The following is a 17,558-nucleotide window of genomic DNA, read 5'->3' as shown; positions in this document are numbered from 1 at the left end:
AGTCCTCTGGTTGTAGGTGGAACGGATTGAATTTCAGGTCAGTCGAGTGTCGAGGCTGCGTGCGCTTCCAAAAGTCGGAGCACACGATCGTTGGAGGCGGGGTCAGCAACGGTGATCCGCACGCCGTCGCCCTGGTACGCCCGGACCAGGATGCGCGCACCGTCAAACGCCTCAACCAGCCTCGCCAGGAGCCGGTCATCCGCACGGATCCACAGGAAGTTGCCCTGGCTCGCCTGCAGTTTCCAGCCCTGGGCTTCCAGCTGCCCGGCCATCCGTGTGCGCTCCTGCCTGACGGCGGTCACCCGCGCTTCCATCTCCTCCCCCGCGTCCAGCGACGCGATGGCCGCCCTCTGGGCCAGCGCGCTCACCGAGAAGGGAAGGGCGGTCCTGCGCAGTCCCTCTGCGATCTCCGGCGCCGCAACGGCGTATCCCACGCGCAGGCCGGCGAGCCCGTAGGCCTTGGAGAAGGTGCGCAGGATGCAGACGTTCGGGTACTGGCGGTAGAGCGCCAGGGAATCGGGGCCGCTGCCCGCTTCGGCGTATTCCACGTAGGCCTCGTCGATCACCACGAGGATGTCGGAGCGGACGGATTGCAGGAAGGCCTCGATGCGCTCGTGGCTGATCGGCACGCCGGTGGGATTGTTGGGGGTGCAGAGCAGGACGACCTTTGTGCGGGCGGTGACGGCCGCGGCCATGGCATCGAGGTCGTGGCCCTCAGCGCCGTCCAGCGGAATGCGGACCGGCCGGGCGCCTGCCAGCTCAACCAGGATGGGGTAGGCCTCGAAGGAGCGCCACGCGAAGATCACTTCATCGCCGGCGTCGCAAAGTCCGGTGATGATCTGCTGGAGGACGCCGACGCTGCCGGGCCCCACCGCGACCTCTCCGGCCGTGACGCCGAGGTGGCGTGCAATCCGTTCACGGAGTTCGACGGCGGCACTGTCCGGGTAGCGGTTCATCGTGCCGGCCGCTGCAGCCACCGCAGCGGCCGCAGCGGGAAGTGGTTCGTAGTGGCTTTCGTTGCTGGCGAGGGCTGCGATATCCGTGCCGGCACTGCGCCGGCCCGGGACATAAGGGGGGAGGCCGGCCACCGCGCCGCGAAGAGTGGGGACCGCGGTGTCCGGAGCGGTCAGGAGCTGATCACTGGTCATGAGCACCGATCATGATTGTGACCCGGCGCACATGCAAGATACCCTCAACCCATTGGGACTTCTGCTCAACTTCTACTGTCTGTGGTGAAAATATGACCATCCCGAACCCCCGCACCGTGGATTCCCTCGACGGCAGGATCATCCTGGCCCTCGACAAGGACCCCGAAGCCAGCGCCCTGGCACTCTCGCGGACGCTCGGCGTCGCGCGGAACACGGTCCACGCCCGGCTGTCACGGCTCGAGCGCAGCGGCGCCCTGCGCTCCTTCAGCCGGAGGCTGGATCCCGCCGCGCTTGGCTATGACCTCATGGCCTTCCTCTCGCTGTCCATCAGCCAGACCCGGACAGGTGCGGTGGAAGACGGGCTCGCCGCGATCCCGGAGGTCATCGAGGTGCACGCCACCACCGGGGACGCGGACCTCATGGCCAAGGTGGTGGCACGCAGTACTGCCGACTTGTACCGAATCACCAACGAGATCCTGGAAATCGAAGGAATCCAGCGGACCAGCACGGCCATTTCAGTGCTGGAACTCATGCCGCCCCGCTACGACGGCCTCCTGAGCCGGCTGTCCGAGCAGGAATCCCGCCCTTCCCACTAAGCGCGGGTGACCCACGCCACAAGTGGGCAAATTTTCAGTTGGGACCCTAAATACCTGCCAAATCTCCCACCCGACTTCGAGTCTCTTGCCTATCTGCGAAGAAGGCCACAAGATTCCTGCATGACTTCACTTACCGTCTCCGGCCGTGTGGCACAGGTTCTCAGCAGCTATCTCAGCGACGTCTTCGGCGTGATGGGCAACGGAAACGTCTACTTCCTGGACGCCGCGGAAAAGCTGGGCCTCCGCTTCTCCCCCGTCCGCCATGAAGGCGCCGCCATCGCCGCGGCCGACGCCTACTACCGGACGTCGGGACGTCTCGCAGCAGGCACCACCACCTACGGCCCCGGCTACACCAACGCACTCACCGCCCTCGCCGAAGCGGTCCAGGCGCAAATCCCCGTTGTGCTGGTCACCGGGGACGCTCCGAGCAGCGGCGCCCGGCCCTGGGACGTGGACCAGGCGGCAATCGCCGCGGGCCTTGGCGCGGCGACCTTCACCGTCACCCGCGACGCCGCGGGCTCCATCACCCAGCAGGCGGTGGAATACGCGCTCACCAAGCGGACCGCCGTCGTCATCGCCATCCCCTACGACCTCGCGTCGCTTGATGCTGCGGACGAAGAGCTTCCCGAACCGCCGGCACCGGCGGTGAGTGACGACGTCGACGGCGGCCTTGGGCAGGTAGCCCGGCTGCTCGCCGGAGCGAAGCGGCCGCTGATCCTCGCCGGCCGCGGCGCGCATCTCGCCGGCGCAGGCCCGGAACTCCGGGAGCTCGCCGACCGCCTGGGCGCGCTGACCGCCGGAACCACACTGGCGCTCAACCTCCTCCAGGGCGAGGGATACCTCGGCGTCGCGGGCGGGTTCGGCACGGACACCGCAGCCGCGCTCATGGGTGAGGCCGATGTGGTCCTCGTGGCCGGGGCAAGCCTGAGCCCCTTCACCATGCGGTTCGGGCACCTGCTCGGCCCGGACAGCACCGTTATCCAGATCGACGCCGCCCTGCAGCCGACGCACCCCCGGGTGGATACGTTCGTCAGCGGGGATGTGAAGTCCGCTGCCAGAAGCATCCTCCGGACGCTGGATGGCCCGGCTTCGCCGTACGCCGGCCACACAGACGCCTGGCGCGCGGAAGCCCGCAAACGCCTGGCCGAAGGACCGGCGCACCACCCAGGCTCCGCCGAGACGCCGGACGGACGGCTGGACCCGCGCTTCCTTGCCAGGGCACTGGATGAGATGCTGCCGGAGCGCCGCACGGTGGTCCAGGACGGAGGGCATTTCCTCGGCTGGGCACCCATGTACTGGAACATTCCCAGGCCCCAGGACCTGGTCATGGTGGGGACCGCTTACCAGACCATCGGGCTGGGCCTCGCCAGCGCCGTCGGGGCAGCCCGCGCCGTGGAGGACGGCCGCACCCTGGTGCTGGCCTCCGGCGACGGCGGTTTCCTGATGGGGCTGTCCGACCTCGAATCGCTCATTGGTAGCGCGAGCAGCGCCGTCGTCGTGATCTACAACGATGCCGCCTACGGAGCCGAAATCCACCAGTACGGTTCCCAAGGCCTCACCGAAAAGCCCATGCTGATCCCCGAAGTGGACTTCAGCGGCATCGCCCGCGCGCTGGGTGCCGAGTCGGCGGTCATCCGCTCAGTGGCGGACCTTGAGGCGCTCCAGGAGTGGATCGACGCCGGCGCCAGGGGAACCTTCGTGGCCGATTGCCGCATCACGTCGAGCGTCCGGGCCCCGTGGCTGAGCGAATGGATGCAAGCCTCGCAGGCCGCGAAGGCGGCCGTGGCGGGCTAGCTAATCTTGCCTGCCGCACACACCCGGAGGGCCGCCGTCGTAATTCGCGACGGCGGCCCCTGGCAGAGTGCCAAACTCCCCTAGTGTCCGGGGCGCCTATTGTCCCGGGGCGCTCTATTGTCCCGGGGCGCGGTAGGACGGCGTCTTCTTGGCTGCTTCGTCGAGGTCTTCCACCGACAGGAGCGGCTTCAGCCGGACGTTGACGCTCCCCGTCGAATTGACGAGCAGCGACAGCGCTGCAGCACTGGCATCGTCCGGCACCTCAAAAACGCCGAGGACGTCATAGTAGCCAAAGGCGTAGTAGAAGCTTTCGAGCGTTCCCCCTACGGAGTTGAGGGCCTCCACGAGGGCATCGCGCCGCTTGGTGCCGCCTTCCTTCATGAGTCCCTTGATTCCCTGGCCCACGTACGTCGCTTCAAACAGATACTTCGGCATGGTCTTTCCTTCCCTGGCTCCCTGGCCGTGCAGGAGCGGCCCAGTTCCGGCCCCTTATCCCGTGGAAGCGGGGTGAATGACCCCGCTACCGCCGACGGTATTCCTCGGAAACTCACAGGTCAACCGCCTAGCATTGCCCTCATGAAGGTTGCCCGGGACGCCCGCTCTGCCGCCGTTGTGATCAACGCCGGATCACGCCGAGGGGCGGCACACGAACTTGCAGTGGACACCATGCAGAAGGCAGGCGTGCCGATCTCCGCCGTGCACCACGTGCTGTCCGGGGCAGAGCTGGCCGGGACGCTTGACCGGGTAGTTGCGGACGGGCACGACCTGGTTGTTGTGGGTGGCGGCGACGGGACCGTGAGCTGCGCCGCCGGCCGCGTTGCCGGCACCAACATCATGCTCGGCGTTCTTCCCCTGGGCACCGCCAATGACTTCGCCCGCACCCTGGAGATACCGAATAACCTTGCCGAGGCATGCGCTACCGTCGCAGACGGGAAGGTGGTGGACATCGACCTCGGCCGGGCCAACGGTGAGCCATTCCTCAACGTCGCATCCGTAGGCCTCTCCGTGGCTGTTACCGAAGCTCTCAGCCCCCGCCTGAAGCGGTACATCGGGCCGCTGGCATACGCCATTGCCACCCTGAGCGCTTACGCCCGGCACAAGGCGTTCCCGGCCCGTCTCGAGTTCGCCGACGGGGATCACGAGCCGCTGGAGTTCGACAACCTGCTTCAGGTGGCCGTCGGCAACGGCCGGCACTACGGCGGCGGCAACACCGTCTCCCCGACGGCTGGGATCGACGACCACACCCTCGATATCTACGCCATCCTGGCGGGGCCGCTCCGTGAGCACGTGAGCATCGCACGGTTACTCAAGGACGGAACCTTCATCGAACACGACCGGGTGTACCACCTGACCAGCCGGCGTGTCCGGCTGGTCACCGAGCAGCCTCTGCCGGTGAACCTCGACGGCGAGATCGCAACCACCACGCCCACCGACTTCACCGTCCAGCGCAACGCCGTCCACGTCGTGGTACCCCAGAGCAGCACCGGCGCACTGTTCGACGGACCTGGAGCCGGGAACTGGCCAGCCGTTTGAAAGCGCTCTTAGTTAAACTCCCCTCCAACTTGAGGCACCAACCACGCAACCTGCCTTCCCTAGCGTGATCTCCGCCCTGGCGAGGCCCGCCGTCGCCGCCACCTAAGAACGATGCCGGCACACCGTCATCGAACGCTGTAGGAACGGCCACCTCGACGATCAAGGTGAACGAGCGCAACGGCTCCTTCGACTTACAGACACAGCTCCAGCCCACTGGGCCGGCGTAGCAAGCCCCTCTCCTCCACGGGAAGGGTCCCTTGCCGTGTCATCCGCCCGTGCCGGGATCCTTACGGGGTGGTGGCGGAGTGGCTGCAGCTGCTCTAACCGGATCGGTGAGCCAGCGCCGCCGACCGGGAACCATAGTGCCTGGCCAGCCGCGCGAGGCCCTCATCAATCGAGACGGCGGGGGTCCAGTTGAGGAGTTCCCGGGTCTCGCGCTGGTCGAACCAGTGGGCGGTGGAGAGCTGCTCGGCGAGGAATCGGGTCATGGGCGGCTCCTCTTGGCGCCCGGCCCAGGTCCACACCTTCTCCACCACCGCTCCCGCCGCCCGCGCCACGCCGCCCGGCACAGACCACGACGGCGCCGGAACGCCTCCCGCGGCACAGATGCCTGCCAGCAGTTCGCCCACCGGGCGGGGCTCGCCGTTGCTCACCACCAGGGCCCTGCCATGGGCGTGTTCCATGCGGTGCAGCGCGGCGACGATGGCCGCGGCGGCGTTGTCCACGTAGGTGGTGTCGATCAAGGCCGCACCGGCGTCGAGCAGCGGCAGCCTACCCCTGCCGGCGCGGGCCAGGACCCGTTCCACCAACTGGGTGTCCCCCGGCCCCCAGACGATGTGGGGGCGCACCGCTGCGACCCGGAAATCCGGAGCGTCTGCCGCCAGCGCCAGCAGTTCCGCTTCCGCCTTGGTGCGGGAGTAGTCGCCGTGCGCGTGCACCGGGTCCGCCGGCTCCGCGCCCAGCCCGGCAATGGCGGCGCCGGAATTCGCCACCGACGGCGAGGACACGAACACCACATCCCGCACCCCGGCCTCGCCGGCGCAATGGAGCAGGCGGCGGGTCCCTTCGACGTTCACCTCATCGAACTCCGCGGCACGGCCCGTAAAGGAAACCTTCGCAGCCAGGTGGATGATTCCGTCTGCCCCCTGGACTGCCCGCCGGAGCACCTCATCGTCCGTGACGGACCCGCGGAAATCGGTGGCGCCATCGACTCCTGACGGACGGCGCTGGAATGTCACTACGTCATGGCCCTGGCGCACCAGCAGCCGGGCCACTTCTCCCCCCAGCAGCCCGCTGGCCCCGGTAACAAGGACCCTCATGGCGTTCCCGGCCGGCCGCCGGCCAGCACCCTCGAAGCCCAGCGGGACAGGCGGCTCCTGTCGATCTTGGCGTTGTGCCGGATGTCCGTGGGCTGTACGGGGACCTCGAGCACAGCGGAGACCTGGACGCCGGTCTCACGCGCCGCCTCGCGGACGCGGGCGGCGAGCTGCGGCGCAGCTGGTCCGGCCTTTCGGGCGGGAGGGACGGTCTCGACGACGGCGACCACGGCCTGCGTGCCTGCCGGTCCGACGCCGGTAATCGCCGCCAGCCGGACCCCGTCCAGGCGTTCAATGGCCTGTTCGGCACCCACGGGCGTCAAGACGCCACCCGGCGCGGTCACGACATGGGCGAGGCGTCCCTCCACCCAAAGCCGGCCGGCGGCGTCGAAGTGCCCGACGTCGCCGGTGCGGTGCCATCCGGGCAGGCTACTGCTCTCCCGCTGGGTCAGCCAGAGCCTGTCATAGGCTTCCTTGACGTGCCCGGCGCTGACCAGGATCTCGCCGGTTACACCGGCCTCCGTCACGGGGTGGCACCCGGGGGCCGTCCCGTCCGCCGCCAGCGGGACGACGGCCACCCGGGCGCCATGCACCGGCCACCCGACACAAACGCCGTTGCCTGCTCCCGCCACGGCGCCGGCGGCAGTCTCGGCGCCGGCGGCAGTCTCTGTGCCGGCGGCAGCATCGGCGTCGGCCGCCTGTATTTCTTCGAGGCTGATGTCGGTGACCGGCAGTGCCTCCGTCATCCCGTACGGCGTATGCAGCGAGGCCCGGGGCAGCAACTGCTGCACCTCGGCCAGGAGCGGTTCCGGGACGGGCGCGCCGGCAGACAGCAGCAACCCAATTCCTTCCAACGCCTTACGCGCTGCAGCTTTCAACCCATCCCCGGTGGCAAGGACATTGCGCAACGCGGCGGGCGAGGCGAAGACCACTGTGGCGTCTATCGCCGCGGCGGCATCGGCGAGCGCGCTCGCGGTCAGGGTGCGGGGCGCAGTGACGTCCATGGCCGGCGTCACCGACACCGCGCCGATTGCCGGGCCCAGCAGGGCAAACGGTGCGAAGCCGGCCACCAGCCGGGCACCGGGACGGATCCCGAAGGTTGCGGCCACCGTGTCCCGCATCGCGGCCAGCTGCCTCTGCGTATAGAGCACACCCTTGGCGGGTCCGGTGGAGCCGGACGTGAAGAGTACGGCGGCTGGGGCATCAGGATCCACGCTGTTCGCCAGCTGCCCAGGACCGCGGCTGGCACCAGACAGGACCAGGGCGTCGAGGGACGTCTCGACGCCCAGCATCCGACGGCGGGTGGCCGGGAGGTCCCGCACGCTGATCCGCCGTCCCGGCCAGCCGAGCACCGAGGCAGCCGCGAGTGCCTTGTCGATGCCAATGAGGACATCAGGCGTGGCACCTTTCACCGCGCGGCTCAGGCCCCTGGTGCCCAGCCCGGCGTCGGCCACCACCACCACGGCGCCCAGCCGCAGGCAGGCGTAGAGGGCTACGGTCAGGTCAACCCCGGGCGGCACCATCAGGCTCACCCGCCTGCCGCTTCCCACTCCGACATCCTGCAGCCCGGCTGCGAGGTCCCGGATGTTCTTGTCCAGCTGCTGCCAGCTCAGTGAGCGGGCCACCCTGCCGTCCGCCGCCATTTCCGCGACTGCGGTATCTCCTCCCGCCGCCCCTGCCGCCTGCTCGCCGAGCAGGTCCCACAGGGGCCGGAATTCGGACGGCGCCGGTTCGGCTGCATCCTGCCCCTCGCCCTCGGCAGTTGTGACTTGGTCGTTCGGGGCTTCGCCCTCGCTGGCACCAACGTTTCCGTCGAGCCACTGGAACACCGGCGCGGTAATATCCCGGTCCTCCGCCACCAGGTGGCCGGCGCCTTCGAAGCGGTGCACCTCGGCGTGCGGCAGCCGGCTGATGAGGTCCTTGAGGTACCGGTCCGAAAAAATGGGATCACGCGGGCCCCAAAGCATCAGCGCTGGAACCTTCAGGCCGCGCAGCCCTTCCGCCACACCGCTGAGCGCCGGGAAGCTGGGGTGGGAGGCGTCCACGGGAATGTCTGCCACAAAGTTCCCCACCCCGGCCCGGCGAGAGGCTCCGCGGTAGGGGGCCATATAGGCGGTGCGGACGTCAGCGGGTAGCGGCGGGTGGGCCAGCGAGTGCGTCACGCGCAGGAACGCGTCCGACGTCGTGGTTCCCCACTTATGCACGGCGGGATGCAGGGCAAGCCGCAGGGCCGGCGGGATTGCCGACCCTGCGGGTTGGTGAACGGCTGTGTTGGTGAGGACCACCCCGGCGAGGTGCTGCGGATGCGCGAGGGCCCATCCCAGGCTGATCACGCCGCCCCAGTCGTGGCCCACCGTCACCACGGGCCCGTCCGGACCGAGGGCGTCCGTCAGGTCGCCGAGGTCGTTGATCCGGTCCGCCAGGCGCCGGAAGGTGCCGGTGCGCTCCGAGTAGCCCATGTCCAGCTGGTCCACCGCCACCACGCGCCACGGGTGGGCCGGGTCCGACCCGGCGGCCAGCAACGTCCGCCACAGATACGACCAGGTAGGGTTGCCATGCACGCACAGCAGGGTACCGGCAGGAGCCACGCCCAGGCGGGATAGCTGCTCGCCGTTGTCCAGCAGGTGCCAGCGGCGCACTGTGCCCGGCGCATCGGCGTCGGACGTGGACGCCACATCGATCTCCCGCGACCATTCCGGGTCAACGCCAGGCCAGCGGGCGGCTACCAAACGATTTCCATCATCGCGGTATTCAGTCCGGATCCAACGCCCATGCACAGGACCCGGTCCCCCGCTTCAAGGGATTGCGCTTCGGCGGCGAGGGTCATGGGGAGGGATGCCGGGCCCACATTGCCCCAGTGCGGAAACGTGATGGGCACCTTCGCAGGATCCAGACCGATCGCGTCGATGATGGCCTGGGTGTAGGCATTGCTCACCTGGTGCGTGACGTACCGGTCCATGGCGGACCAGTCCCACTCCGGCCGGGCTTCGTTCCACGCGTCGACGACGAGCTGGAGACCGCCGTCGAGCAGGCCTTTCGTATCGGTACTCATGCGGTCAATACCGCCCACGCACAACTCATGGTGTTCGGTTCCGGCGCGCATCACACCGCCGACGATCCGGTGGGCACCGGGGTGCTGGTCTGCCGGGCCCAGGACTGCGGCAGCAGCTCCGGAACCCAGGGTGAGTGTGGCGAACTCCCGGTTGAAGTCCTCGCGCGTGGTCTCGGGCCGCTGGAGACGGGCCAGCGTGGCCTCCTGCGTGGCCTCGGCATCCTCGGCGTTGGCGATCACCGCGTACTTAATCTGACCGGAGTCAATCATGCTGGCCGCCAGGGTCAGGCCGTTCACGAAGCCCAGGCAGGCGTTGGCCAGGTCGAAGTTCATGGCCGACGACGGCAGGCCAAGTCCGTGGTGGATCTTCACCGCAACGGACGGTTCAAGGTTCCGCCGCGTGACTGAGGTGTTGATCAACAGACCCACATTGGACGCTTCGACGCCGGCCTCGGCCAAGGCCTTCGCGCCCGCTTCGGCGGCGGCATCATCAAACGACGTTCCGGCCGCCCACCAGCGACGGTGCGTGACGCCGGCAACGCGCTCAAGCAGGCGGGGCGGGAACTTCAGCCGGTGCAGGGTGGAAGCCAACCTGCGGTCGAAATCTGAAGAACTGACTACCCTCGGAGCCTCGACACTGCTCACCGAAAGCAGCGCGGTGTTGCTATGCCGGAAGGTTGCATTCCCTGCCAATTCAAGCATCTGTTCGTTTCCGTCCTGCCACGCGGTGACTTTACCCAATAAGCGCCGGCCCAAAAGCTTAGCTGTGCCCGTCCGGATGCAGCACAGCGCTGAACCCCGAAACTCCAATGATAAGCGCGCTTAGCATGTGATATTGCCGCCTTGGCCCGGTCTTGAGCTGAGTGCCACGCGTGGCACGAACTCCCGTCGATGGAGTGCCCGCCCTCGATATACTCCAAACATGCCAATCACGCGCCTTGACCGAGGCAACCACACTCAGCCGTCCGCCGTCGAGCACTACGGGAGCGACCTGTGAGCGGCGGTCTCGTCGCCCTGCTGGACGACGTCGCGGCCCTGGCCCGCATCGCGGCCGCCTCGGTGGACGACGTCGCTGCCGGGGCTGGCAAAGCAGGGGTCAAGGCCGCCGGCGTGGTAATCGATGACGCCGCCGTCACGCCGCAGTACGTGTCCGGGGCGGACCCGTCCCGCGAACTGCCGATGATCAAGAAGATCTTCTGGGGATCGCTGCGGAACAAACTCTTTATCATCCTGCCGGCCCTGCTGCTCATCAGCGCGTTCGCCCCATGGGCCATCCCGTTCATCCTCATGCTGGGCGGCACGTACCTTTGCTACGAGGGTGCCGAGAAGGTCTGGCACAAGCTCCGTGGCCACCACACCGCAGAGGAAGATGCGCCGGCAGTGGAGCGGGGCCCGGAGGCGGAGGCCAAGGTCATCAAGGGCGCCATCACCACCGACTTCATCCTGTCCTGCGAGATCATGGTCATCTCGATGAACGAGGTGGCCCAGGATTCCTTGCTGTCACGGGCGATCATCCTGGTGGTCGTTGCCATCGCGATCACGGTGCTCGTGTACGGCGCCGTCGGACTGATCGTCAAAATGGACGACATCGGGATGCACCTGGCCGCTAGGAAGTCCGCCGGTTCCCAGCGCGCCGGCGAGCTGCTGGTCAAGGGGATGCCCGCCGTGCTGGCCGCAATAACCTTCATCGGGACCATCGCCATGCTGTGGGTTGGCGGCCACATCATGCTGCAGGGGGCCTACGACCTCGGCTGGCACGGTCCGTATGACCTGGTCCATGTCCTCGAGCACCCCTTCGAGGGGATCGCGGTGGTTGGCGGCTTCCTGGCCTGGCTCGTGAACACGTTGTGCTCGGCACTCATCGGACTCGCCTGGGGCCTCATCGTCATGGCTATCGTGCATCCGCTGCTCAAAGCGCTGCCGTTCGGAAAAAAGAAGGGCGGGCACGAGGAGGGCGACATCCGCGCCGAACTGGCCGGCTACCGGCCGACGAAACATAACGCCGATCCCGACGCTTAGCCAGCGGTGTGACTGTTGGCGGTAAGTGGCGGTCTTTTTGCGGCGCTAAATGTCGCCCTGCTAGTCGGCAAGCGCTCGTGACCGTCTGTAGAACGTCGCTCGGGACATACCGAGATCCCGGGCAACCTGCGCCGCGGGCTCGCCACCTTTGACCAGGCGAACAGCGCTTCTGATCTGGCTATCAGTGACCCGGCGGGGCCGGCCGCCAAGGTCCTTGCCAGCTTCTCTTCGCTTGATTATGGAATCCGTGACGCGTTCGCGCTTGATCTCGTGTTCCATCTGCGCGAGGGCGGCCATGATCGTGAACAACATAGAGCCCATAGGTGTTGCTGTGTCGACGTCGCCTCCGCCCAGGTTCAGGACGCGCAGGCCGGCGCCCCTGCTGCGGAGTTCGTCGGCGAAGGCAAGCATGTTCTGGGTGGATCGCCCGAGCCGGTCCAAAGTCGTGATGACGAGGGTGTCACCCTCCATGAGCGCGTGGAGTGCTCGATCGAACTGGGGCCGCGACGCGCGCGCTCCGGAGACACCCTGGTCGACGTAGAGGTCATCGCGTCGAACGCCGGCGGCCAGTAGATCCGCCCTCTGCCGGTCCGTGGATTGCTGCCGCGTCGAAACCGTGCATAGCCAATAAGTTTCGACATGCCTGCCTCCAATGTGTCTCATAACTAACGATTGGTACGTCGATTCAAGCAGAAGGTTTCGAGACATAGTTATGAGAATCACCGCACGCAGAGAAAGTCGCGAGATTTCACAGGAATCAGGACCCTACGGGACAGAGCCAGTGAGACGACTCGTATCCCAAGGGATACGAGACGGGAGGGCAAGTTTCAATCAGAAGTCCTCCTGGCAAACCAGCCCGTCCACGCTGCCATACCGTCCGTCGTATCGGCACAAAATGTTATGCCTGATCGGATGTCTCCATGTGATTAGTGGAATTATCCAACCAGCCAGCCGGAACGACGATAGTAGTGAGCCCCAACTGCACAGTAGATGCCACGTGCGCGGGAAATGAACCCACCGGCTTGATGGGAACGCAGTTCTGAACCAAGGAGGGATCTGGGCTATACAGGACGAAGCTTCACCAATTTTCTGAACCTGTGACATACCTCACTAACTTTCCCGCGCGGGTGATCGAATGAGGAAAACTCTCCATCGTGTCATTGAACGCACCCATCGCTGCGGTGAGCTATGATCGATGACAGAAGCATCGGCGAAAAGGAAAGAGGTCAGCGGCGGATGGGTTTCAAAGTTTTCGAGAAGGGCAGCGCTCCTGCTCCAACAGTCCCGACGGTTACCATCCAAAAGCGCGGCATGTTTTCGCTGAACGAAGCTGCCTTTGCCTTGATCGATGAACCTGAGGCTGTCGAATTTCTTTGGGACGAAGAAAACCGGCTAATAGCTATTCAGGCCGCAAAGTTGACCGATCCCAACGCCTACCCGACTCGTCGGCAGGGGCCTGCCGGTGCAAAGCCTCAGAAGAAGGGCATCGTGTTGATCGCCGGCACAATGTTCACCAAGTTCATCGGCATAGACACGTCAGTAGCGAAGAGGTGGGTCCCAGATCGTGACGGCAACATGCTCATCGTGGACCTCAACAAGCCGGCGCAGACGGTTGCGTCCAACCGTAGGAGCGCTGAGGATGCAGCGGGCAAGATTGAGGAAGACACGGATGAGTAAGGCGTACGCACGACGTGTCGACTAGGAACCACTTCTTTGTTGACGAGACAAAGCAACGAGGTTACTTGCTCGTGGCCGGCGTTTTGGTTCCCTCCGGTCATGCCGACGTGCGTCGGGAACTACGCGGACTTATTTTGCCTGGGCAGCGGGGCCTGCACATGAAGGACGAGAGGGACTCACGTCGAAAAGCCATCATCGATGTGATCGTGCGTTCGGAGGTTGAGGCCATTGTGTACGATGCGGGACGCAGATTCTCCAACGAACCCGAACGCCGAGCCGAGTGTTTCCGCGAACTTGTCAACGATGTCGCGGCTCAGCCAGGGCAGTCACTGCTGGTCATCGACAAGGATGAATCACTTGTTCAACGCGACCGCGAATGCTTAATCGAGTTCTCCCGAAAAGCCGGATGTAAGGAGCGGATGCGCTACGAACACGCGAAGTCGGCCCAGGAACAGTTGCTGGTGATTCCAGATGCGATTGCATGGTGCTGGGCCAAGGGGGGATCCTGGCGACAGCTTATTCGACCGGTGGTGACAAGCGTCAAGCAGATTACTTAAACGCAAAACCCGAGCGCCGCGGTCGTCCGGCCGGGTCTCGGGTTTACTTCCTGAAGCTCAGCGCAACAGGCACTTACAGAGTATGACACACAACGACAGAACACCAGAACCCGCGTTGACTGACTCGAAAATGGATGGTGAGTGGGTTCAGGTTGCCGGTGCGGTCTGACGGATGGGGTCGAAGCGGACGGTGAGGCCGAGTGCGTTGGCTTGTTTGGTGATGCGGCGCATGACTTGGGTGGGCTCGCGTCGGGTGAAGTGGTCGGGTCCGAGTTCGTGGTAGTCGAGGTTGTTCACGAGCATGTGCCAGATCGCGGTGAGCAGAGAATGCTCGATCGCAACTATGGCTCGTTGTTTGCCTCGTCTGGCAGCGAGACGGTAGTAGCGTTCGCGGAGGTATGTGTTTTTGGTCCGGGCTGCGCCCATGGCCGCGTTTCCCAGGGCTGCTCCGAGTGCTTTGTTGCCGTTTCGCCGGGCTCCTGACTTTTTGATCCCGCCGGATTCGTGGCTGCCAGGGCATACTCCGGCCCACGAGGCCAGGTGCGCAGCGGTCCGGAACCTGGTCATGTCACCGCCGGTCTCGGCGATGATCACCGCAGCGCCTTTGCGGTCGATAGCCGGGATGGTCACCAAGTGCTCGACCGTGTCAGTGAACGGGGCGAGTTCTGTATCGATCCGTGCGGTCACCTCCTCGATGACGGCGTTCAGTTCATTGATCCGGCGCAGGATGATTGCGCAGAGGAACGCGTGGTGGTCGTTGAAACGGCCGGTCAGCGCCTCGACCAGCGCATCGTGTTTGAGGCGCAGCTTCTGTTTGGCCAGATCGGCGAGGGTCTGTGGATCCCGTTCACCCTCGATGAGGGCCTGCATTATCGCGCGACCGGACACCCCCAGGATGTCGGTGGCCACCGCGGAGAGCTTCACGCAGGCGTCTTCGAGGACCTTCTCCAGTCGTTGCGCTTCCCGGTTGCGTTCCCGGATCGTCGTGGTCCGATACCGGGTGAGATCACGCAGCCTGCGGATCGGCTCGGGCGGCACCAGCGAGGCCCGCAGCAACCCGCATTCCGTGAGTTGACATAGCCATGCCGAATCGCTGACGTCTGTCTTGCGGCCCGGAAGCCCTTGGCGTCTCGGGCGTTGACCAGCATCAACTCGAATCCGGCGTCCTCCAGCAGGTAATACGCGGGTTTCCAATAGTCGCCAGTCGCTTCCATCGTGACCACGCTGACCCTTTCGCTGATCAGCCAATCCTTTAACTCCAGCAGAGCATTCGTCATGGACGCGAACGTTCGAACTTCCTGCGACCTGTTGCCCTTTCGGTGCGGTCCCGGCACCCGGACACATGCCTTGACGTCACGCTTGCTGATATCCAAAGCGGCGCACCGTTCTCGTAACACTTCCATCGGAACATCCCCTCTCCGGTCCAACTCGGCCGTGCCGCCCGGGGAGGCCTGCAGGACGAAAGAGTCTGACTCACGTGCTCGAAGCAACAATCCGTAGTTCCTGTCAGCGGCCTCCGGTCTCCAAACTCATCTACGGGCTCCAACCGCACCAAGTCAACGCGGGGTCACCGGGCGACCACTGAATTTTCCTCCATCCGTGGCGCGGCCGGAAGGCAGCCGATCAACTCATCAAAGATGCCCGCGTAGCTGTATTCGAAGAATCATTTGAGAATGCCCGCGTGGCGGCGTGTCCGCCGGGGTGGTGTCTGCCGCGTCGGCATTGTGAGCCATGGAGCTTTCGATGAGTGAACGCAGGGCTGTCACGAAGGTCATCGCCGTCCGGTATGCCCGGTCGGAGCGGGCGGTGAAGAAGCAGATTCTGGATGAGCTGTGCGCGACGACGGGATGGCACCGTGACCACGCCCGCAAGGCACTGCGGACGGCGCTGGCCCTGAAGTCCGTGCGGCCGCGGCGTCCGCGGGCGCCGCTGTATGGGGAGCCGGTGATCGAGGCGCTGCGGTTCTGCTGGGCCGTGCAGGGAACACCCTGCGGCCGGCTCCTCGCGGCAGCGCTGCCGGACCTGGTGCCGCGCCTGCGGCGGTGCAAAGAGCTCAGGATTGATGCCGGCACGGCCGCGCAGCTGCTGAAAATCGCACCGGCCACCATTGACCGCCGGCTCAAGGCCGACCGGGGGAAACTCGAGCCCCGCGGCCGGTCCCACACCAAGCCCGGAACGCTGTTGAAGGACTCGATTCCGATGCGGACCTGGGCCGAGTGGGATGACGCGGTGCCCGGTTTCGTCGAGATCGATCTGGTCGGGCACGAGGGCGGCAACAACCAAGGGGAATTCTGTTTCACCCTTGATATCACTGACCCGCGACCGGTTGGACGGAAACCCGCTCGGTAAAAAACAAGGCCCAGAAATGGGTGTTCGCGGCCATTAAAGACGCCACCGCTTCGTTCCCGTTTCCGGTCCTGGGCATCGATTCGGATAACGGCTCGGAGTTCATCAATTGGGAGCTGTTCCGCTGGTGCGAACGGGAGAAACTCACGTTTACCCGGTCCCGGTCCGGGAACAAGAACGACGGCGCCCACGTGGAGCAGAAGAACTGGCACATCGTCCGCCAGACCGTCGGCTACCACCGATACGACACACCCGGCGAGCTGGAACTGCTGAACCGGATCTGGGCGCTGCAAAGACTGCTGACCAACCACTTCGCGCCGCAGCAGAAACTCCTCGCGAAAGTCCGGACCGGGGCAAAGATCAGCAAGAAATACGATCCACCAGCCACCCCATACCAGCGCGTCCTGGCCGACACCGGCACCGTCAACACGGCCACCAAAGCGCGCCTGAAACGCGAAAACAGGCCCCTGAACCCCGCAGCCATCCAACGCCAGATCCAAGCCCTCTCCGCAGAGCTCCTGACCCTAACCACCGCGAAACAAAGCCCCAAAACACAGCCCGCCATCCGGGCAAAATCAAATGATTCCACGATGAAAGCTACGCGGGCATCTTGACATGATTCCCCGGGGAACCATAGCAATGGAGCCCTGGTGGCCCCTGCTTCGCATTTCCATTAATCAAGCGACCGGTGGTGATCCGCAGCTTCAACGATCACCAATGCCCTTACGGGCCCTTGCCCAGCCGCCGCTCCCGCTTACGCCCCTTCTTTGGGCAGCGACACGTCCCTGTCCGACGTCATAGCATCAGCCGCCGCGATAGCCGCCATGGGGACCGTGTCGACCGGGCCGCTGCGAGGTTCCGCTCACACCGGCGCCGCTTCAGGTGTCGGCTACTCCTGCCCGTGACTGCGCCGCCCTAGGTGCATGGCTAGCTGCGCCCACCAACCGGGCTTGTCCAGAAGCAGTCCGTCCCAGCCCAGCAGTAGTGGGTGCGTGTTCAGGCCGGAGCTGCTGGGCAGCACGAACACTTCGGTGTCGGCGATTCTCCAGTCCTGAAAACCCAGCTCGACGCGCTCATGGGTACCGGCCTGTCTGACGTAGTCCTTGGCAACACCCTTGCCGTTGAAGGCCATACATTGCGGACGGAACTCGCGCACTAGTGCCTCCAACCGAATGTGGCCCGAGCCGAGTTCGTCGGACTTGTTCAGGTCGGTCAGACCGATCCCCAGTCGCGGAAGGTCTTCGTCGTCCTGCCAAGTCAGCGCCTCCGAGGCGAGCCCGGACTCGTAGAGCAGTGCCCAGAAGTTGTTGCTGCCGTCCGCGTAGTAGTGGCCCTTTTCGAGGCTGATGCCGCCTGGCTTTGGCTTATCCCCGCTGATGAGGATCTGTATTCCTGCAGCAATCCGGTCAGGCAGACCCGCTATATTCATTCCCCGTCTCCTTCGCCTACGCTGCTCCAGCCCTCTGTAGGATTCAAGCTCGACCCTACTCCCGGTTCGTGTCCGACTACCGGAACTGCAA

General features: G+C 65.5%; 14 protein-coding genes and 2 pseudogenes. 8 read left to right on the top strand and 8 right to left on the bottom strand.

Features of this window, described 5'->3' with window-relative positions; translation table 11 throughout:
* Positions 1-38: 38 nt before the first annotated feature.
* Positions 39-1,148 (bottom strand): histidinol-phosphate transaminase, encoded by a 1,110-nt coding sequence (gene hisC, locus AC6CH3_RS12570; protein WP_498132753.1) that lies wholly within the window; start codon positions 1,146-1,148, stop codon positions 39-41.
* A gap of 92 nt (positions 1,149-1,240) precedes the next feature.
* Between hisC and AC6CH3_RS12565 the strand changes: the two genes are divergently transcribed.
* Both AC6CH3_RS12565 and AC6CH3_RS12560 read left to right on the top strand, forming a co-directional pair.
* Positions 1,241-1,744 carry an Lrp/AsnC family transcriptional regulator gene (locus AC6CH3_RS12565; RefSeq protein ID WP_498132752.1) on the top strand — a complete coding sequence of 168 codons (504 nt, stop codon included), beginning with the start codon at positions 1,241-1,243 and terminating at the stop codon, positions 1,742-1,744.
* Positions 1,745-1,864: 120 nt separating this feature from the next.
* Entirely contained in the window at positions 1,865-3,538 is a 1,674-nt protein-coding gene (locus tag AC6CH3_RS12560; protein WP_498132751.1) for a thiamine pyrophosphate-binding protein, read from the top strand.
* A gap of 114 nt (positions 3,539-3,652) precedes the next feature.
* Here the strand turns inward: AC6CH3_RS12560 and AC6CH3_RS12555 are convergent, their stop codons facing one another.
* Positions 3,653-3,973, bottom strand: a complete 321-nt coding sequence (locus AC6CH3_RS12555) for a GYD domain-containing protein (protein WP_498132750.1) — start codon at positions 3,971-3,973, stop codon at positions 3,653-3,655.
* 141 nt (positions 3,974-4,114) lie between these two features.
* On the opposite strand from AC6CH3_RS12555, the gene AC6CH3_RS12550 reads away from it, so the two are divergent.
* Positions 4,115-5,071: a lipid kinase gene (locus AC6CH3_RS12550; protein WP_498132749.1), complete on the top strand. Its 957-nt coding sequence runs from the start codon at positions 4,115-4,117 to the stop codon at positions 5,069-5,071.
* Positions 5,072-5,391: 320 nt separating this feature from the next.
* Here AC6CH3_RS12550 and AC6CH3_RS12545 read toward each other — a convergent pair whose 3' ends face one another.
* The 3 genes from AC6CH3_RS12545 to AC6CH3_RS12535 are packed head-to-tail and all read right to left on the bottom strand — an operon-like array spanning position 5,392 to position 10,132.
* On the bottom strand, positions 5,392-6,390 hold the full coding sequence (locus tag AC6CH3_RS12545; RefSeq protein ID WP_498132748.1) for an NAD-dependent epimerase/dehydratase family protein: 999 nt from the start codon (positions 6,388-6,390) through the stop codon (positions 5,392-5,394).
* Positions 6,387-9,116 carry an alpha/beta fold hydrolase gene (locus tag AC6CH3_RS12540; protein WP_498132747.1) on the bottom strand — a complete coding sequence of 910 codons (2,730 nt, stop codon included), beginning with the start codon at positions 9,114-9,116 and terminating at the stop codon, positions 6,387-6,389. The genes AC6CH3_RS12545 and AC6CH3_RS12540 overlap by 4 nt, the downstream gene beginning before the upstream one ends.
* Entirely contained in the window at positions 9,110-10,132 is a 1,023-nt protein-coding gene (locus AC6CH3_RS12535) for a 3-oxoacyl-ACP synthase III (RefSeq protein ID WP_498132827.1), read from the bottom strand. The genes AC6CH3_RS12540 and AC6CH3_RS12535 overlap by 7 nt, the downstream gene beginning before the upstream one ends.
* Positions 10,133-10,432: 300 nt before the next feature.
* On the opposite strand from AC6CH3_RS12535, the gene AC6CH3_RS12530 reads away from it, so the two are divergent.
* The gene (locus AC6CH3_RS12530) at positions 10,433-11,458 is read left to right on the top strand and encodes a DUF808 domain-containing protein (RefSeq protein ID WP_498132746.1); all 1,026 of its coding nucleotides are present in this window, start codon (positions 10,433-10,435) and stop codon (positions 11,456-11,458) included.
* Between the two features lie 60 nt (positions 11,459-11,518).
* Here AC6CH3_RS12530 and AC6CH3_RS12525 read toward each other — a convergent pair.
* Positions 11,519-12,099: pseudogene (locus tag AC6CH3_RS12525) on the bottom strand (recombinase family protein).
* 547 nt (positions 12,100-12,646) lie between these two features.
* Here AC6CH3_RS12525 and AC6CH3_RS12520 point away from each other — a divergent pair.
* The gene (locus tag AC6CH3_RS12520; protein WP_498132745.1) at positions 12,647-13,135 is read left to right on the top strand and encodes a hypothetical protein; all 489 of its coding nucleotides are present in this window, start codon (positions 12,647-12,649) and stop codon (positions 13,133-13,135) included.
* A 71-nt stretch (positions 13,136-13,206) separates the two neighbouring features.
* The gene (locus AC6CH3_RS12515; protein ID WP_498132744.1) at positions 13,207-13,692 is read left to right on the top strand and encodes a hypothetical protein; all 486 of its coding nucleotides are present in this window, start codon (positions 13,207-13,209) and stop codon (positions 13,690-13,692) included.
* A gap of 147 nt (positions 13,693-13,839) precedes the next feature.
* Here AC6CH3_RS12515 and AC6CH3_RS12510 read toward each other — a convergent pair.
* Positions 13,840-15,095 (bottom strand): annotated as a pseudogene (locus AC6CH3_RS12510) (IS110 family RNA-guided transposase).
* Between the two features lie 340 nt (positions 15,096-15,435).
* Here AC6CH3_RS12510 and AC6CH3_RS12505 point away from each other — a divergent pair.
* Positions 15,436-16,041 carry a hypothetical protein gene (locus tag AC6CH3_RS12505; protein WP_498132743.1) on the top strand — a complete coding sequence of 202 codons (606 nt, stop codon included), beginning with the start codon at positions 15,436-15,438 and terminating at the stop codon, positions 16,039-16,041.
* Between the two features lie 20 nt (positions 16,042-16,061).
* Complete coding sequence (locus AC6CH3_RS12500) at positions 16,062-16,652, top strand: hypothetical protein (RefSeq protein ID WP_498132742.1); 591 nt, start codon at positions 16,062-16,064, stop codon at positions 16,650-16,652.
* Between the two features lie 275 nt (positions 16,653-16,927).
* Here AC6CH3_RS12500 and AC6CH3_RS12495 read toward each other — a convergent pair whose 3' ends face one another.
* On the bottom strand, positions 16,928-17,467 hold the full coding sequence (locus AC6CH3_RS12495) for a mismatch-specific DNA-glycosylase (RefSeq protein WP_498132741.1): 540 nt from the start codon (positions 17,465-17,467) through the stop codon (positions 16,928-16,930).
* Positions 17,468-17,558: the final 91 nt, after the last annotated feature.

The organism is Arthrobacter sp. GQ119 (genome assembly GCF_059759125.1).
Note: the sequence above shows the minus strand (reverse complement) of the source record. Positions and strands in the feature narration are given on the sequence as shown.